We start from the raw sequence: 2,623 nt of genomic DNA on the forward strand, positions 1-2,623 counted from the left end.
TACTTCTGTTACGCCGCCAGGCACGGCGAGGGCATCTTCTCCCGGCTCGGTTATGAGCTGACCGGCCTGGCCCGCGCCGCCGACGGCCGCGCTCCCGAGCCGACCGCCTGCATCCTGGACACCCAGAGCGTCAAGACCTCCAGCGACGCCCCCTACCAGCCAGGGCACCGACGCCGCCAAGAAGATCGCCCAGCCTCGCAGCAATGATCCATATCGCTATGATCGACAACATGGCCAAACGCATCACGGGCGGGACCACCCCCACCTGGCGAGACCCCGATGGAACATAAGCAGTAACCAAGACAAATTAAACATCCAGCGAGGGGCTGCGCCGACTCGAAAAGGTGCAAAACGTTTTCCGCGTACGCAGCCGCCCACAGGGCCACGTCAGCGTTCCGGTGGATCGTCGAGGCGTTCCACCATCTGACGGGTATGCCGGGCAATGCGGTCGATCGAGCGTGTCCGTACCCCCTCGGCCTCGGGCGTGCCGACCTCCGTGAGCGCGTCGGAGAACGCGTCCGGGAAGCGTTCAGCCATGTCCCTGGCGGTCTTGCGGTACTGCTCGGCAGGGATACCGAGGACAGCCGCCGCGCGGTCCCAGTGCCTGCCGAGCACCTGTCCGAACTTCCGCCGGCCGCCAATCCCGATGGCGACCTCGCGCAGGCCCGGGTCGCCGTCGTAGGGCAGGCTGGTGGCGAGGTCGTAGAGCGGGCCGACCTTGATCTCGTTGGGAAGCAGCAGTAGGGAGACGTTTTTCGAGTGGCCGTCGGGCGCGCCGGTGACGTAGTTGATGGCGGCGAAGTCTCCAAGTGCGGCCAAGCCGGCGGTGGCTTGGCCGCGTGAGTTCTGCTCGACGATCCGGGCGAGATCCGCGAGTCCGGGCCCGCCGTGCGCTTCGTACTTCTTCGATGGGAGCCGTCCGCTGGCGGAGCAGAAGTCCTCCTGATGGAGGCGTAGGACGCCACCGTCGTCGAGGATGACGCGGTCGTAGCGCTCGATGACGATCGCCGGCTCGCCGTCGCCATCGCCGAAACGGGTGAACTCGGTGTGGGCGACGTCGAGACCGAGCGCGCTGGCCGCGCGCATCGTGGCGTGCTCGACGAGGGACTGGTGGTGAAGGCGCCCGATACCGGGCTTGATGATGTGGGTTGTCGCCGCGGAACCGTGCGCCTCGTGCCAGCCGGTGGGCAGCTTCACGAGCGCGAACTTCGACTGCTGACCGGGCAGCGACCAGTGCTCGTCGGGCAGGCTCCAGGAGGCCGCGTCCCCGGTGCGCAGTGCGTTGAGCCGCTCCGCGATGTCCTGGTCGCTGACGGGCCGCAGTTCCTGGGCGCGGGAGAACATCTCGTCGAGCACGTCGGGCTCGCAGAACTGCACCGCACCGGGACAGTCCCAGCCCATCCGGGAGAGGATCACCAAGGTGTCATCGGGCTCGACGCCCAGCGCGGCCCCCCAGCGCTGCCGGGTCCGGGGGTCTTCAGGCAGCACACCCTCGAGGAAGGCACGGACACTCTTACCCCGGTAGGTCGTCCCGCTCAGCGGCATCCGCACGCCCAGGGGAGTGCCGGGTCTGGCCGCGAGGTAGGCCGGTTCGTAGGTGAACTCGGGCTCGGCGGCGGCGCTGCGCTGCGCGACCCGGCCGACCACGACGCCGTAGAGGACGACCAGCAGGCTGCGTGCGGCCATCAGCGCTTCGCCCGTGCGGCGAGGGCCGCGAGCACCGCGGCCTCCGCGTCGGTGACCGTGCGTTCGGCCAGGTCCAGGCTCAGGTCCAGGGCGCCGAGCACCCGGAAGAGGGGCTCGACGCTCGCCGTCGGATGGCCGGTCTCGAAGCGGGTCAGCCAGGCGCGGGAGACTCCTGCCTGGGCAGCGAGGTCTTCTTGTGACAGGCCCCGCTTCTTACGGGCCTCGCGTACCTCCGCTCCGAGCTGACGGGCGTTGGTGATGTTGGCCATAGCGGCATCCTGTCCACACTCGTAGGCGGCCCAGCTTGCCTTCGTTCGTAGACAATACAGACTGCCTACGTTCGTAGGCAATTCACGATGTCTACGAACGTGGACGGATAGCGCTGGCTGACGGTGAGCATCAGTGCTGGATCTTCACCTTGAACAACACTTGATCGTCGATCGCGGCGATCCGCTCCTGCGGCTTTCATCGGCGGCGAGAGGTCCGGGTTCCGCAGTTCGTGGGTGGCCCTCAGGCAGCGGCGGTCACCAAGGAGACCACGAACATGACGTGCTCCAAAGCAAGTCCCGGCTGGATGAACGAGCAGCACGGGCTTTCCCACGCTGTCAGGTCACGGACGGTCCCCTCCAGCCCGCCGCCTCCGGTCAGGGCAGCCGCAGGTGCCGGGCCTCGATCCGCTCCACACGGTCCTTGGTCCCTTCCGCGTGGCGGGCTGGCGGTTCCGGGCACTTCCGGGCCGCCTGGTAACCGTGATCGTCGGGCATTGTGGTCGCGTCGACCTTCCTGTTCCGCCTCGGAATATGCCTGACTCAGGCCGCGGTCGCGCCGAGGAGGGGCTGACGGCCACCACGTCCGCACCCAGGGCGATGTGCCCGTGGTCAGTGCGGCTGGTCGAGTTGGCTGATTCCCGACGGGCAGCGAATCCGCGTGCACGGCA

Annotated in this window: 2 protein-coding genes and 1 pseudogene; 1 reads left to right on the plus strand and 2 read right to left on the minus strand. The window is 68.0% G+C overall.

Features of this window, described 5'->3' with window-relative positions; genetic code table 11:
* A pseudogene (locus NBW84_RS23785) lies at positions 1-187 on the plus strand (IS5/IS1182 family transposase); the annotation flags it as partial.
* A gap of 200 nt (positions 188-387) precedes the next feature.
* Here the strand turns inward: NBW84_RS23785 and NBW84_RS23790 are convergent.
* Entirely contained in the window at positions 388-1,686 is a 1,299-nt protein-coding gene (locus tag NBW84_RS23790; RefSeq protein WP_250287569.1) for a type II toxin-antitoxin system HipA family toxin, read from the minus strand.
* Positions 1,686-1,955, minus strand: a complete 270-nt coding sequence (locus NBW84_RS23795) for a helix-turn-helix domain-containing protein (RefSeq protein ID WP_250287572.1) — start codon at positions 1,953-1,955, stop codon at positions 1,686-1,688. Before NBW84_RS23795 ends, NBW84_RS23790 begins: the two co-directional genes overlap by 1 nt.
* Positions 1,956-2,623 lie beyond the last annotated feature (668 nt).

This window comes from Protofrankia sp. CiP1_Cm_nod2 (genome assembly GCF_920664355.1).
Lineage (GTDB): Bacteria > Actinomycetota > Actinomycetes > Frankiales > Frankiaceae > Protofrankia.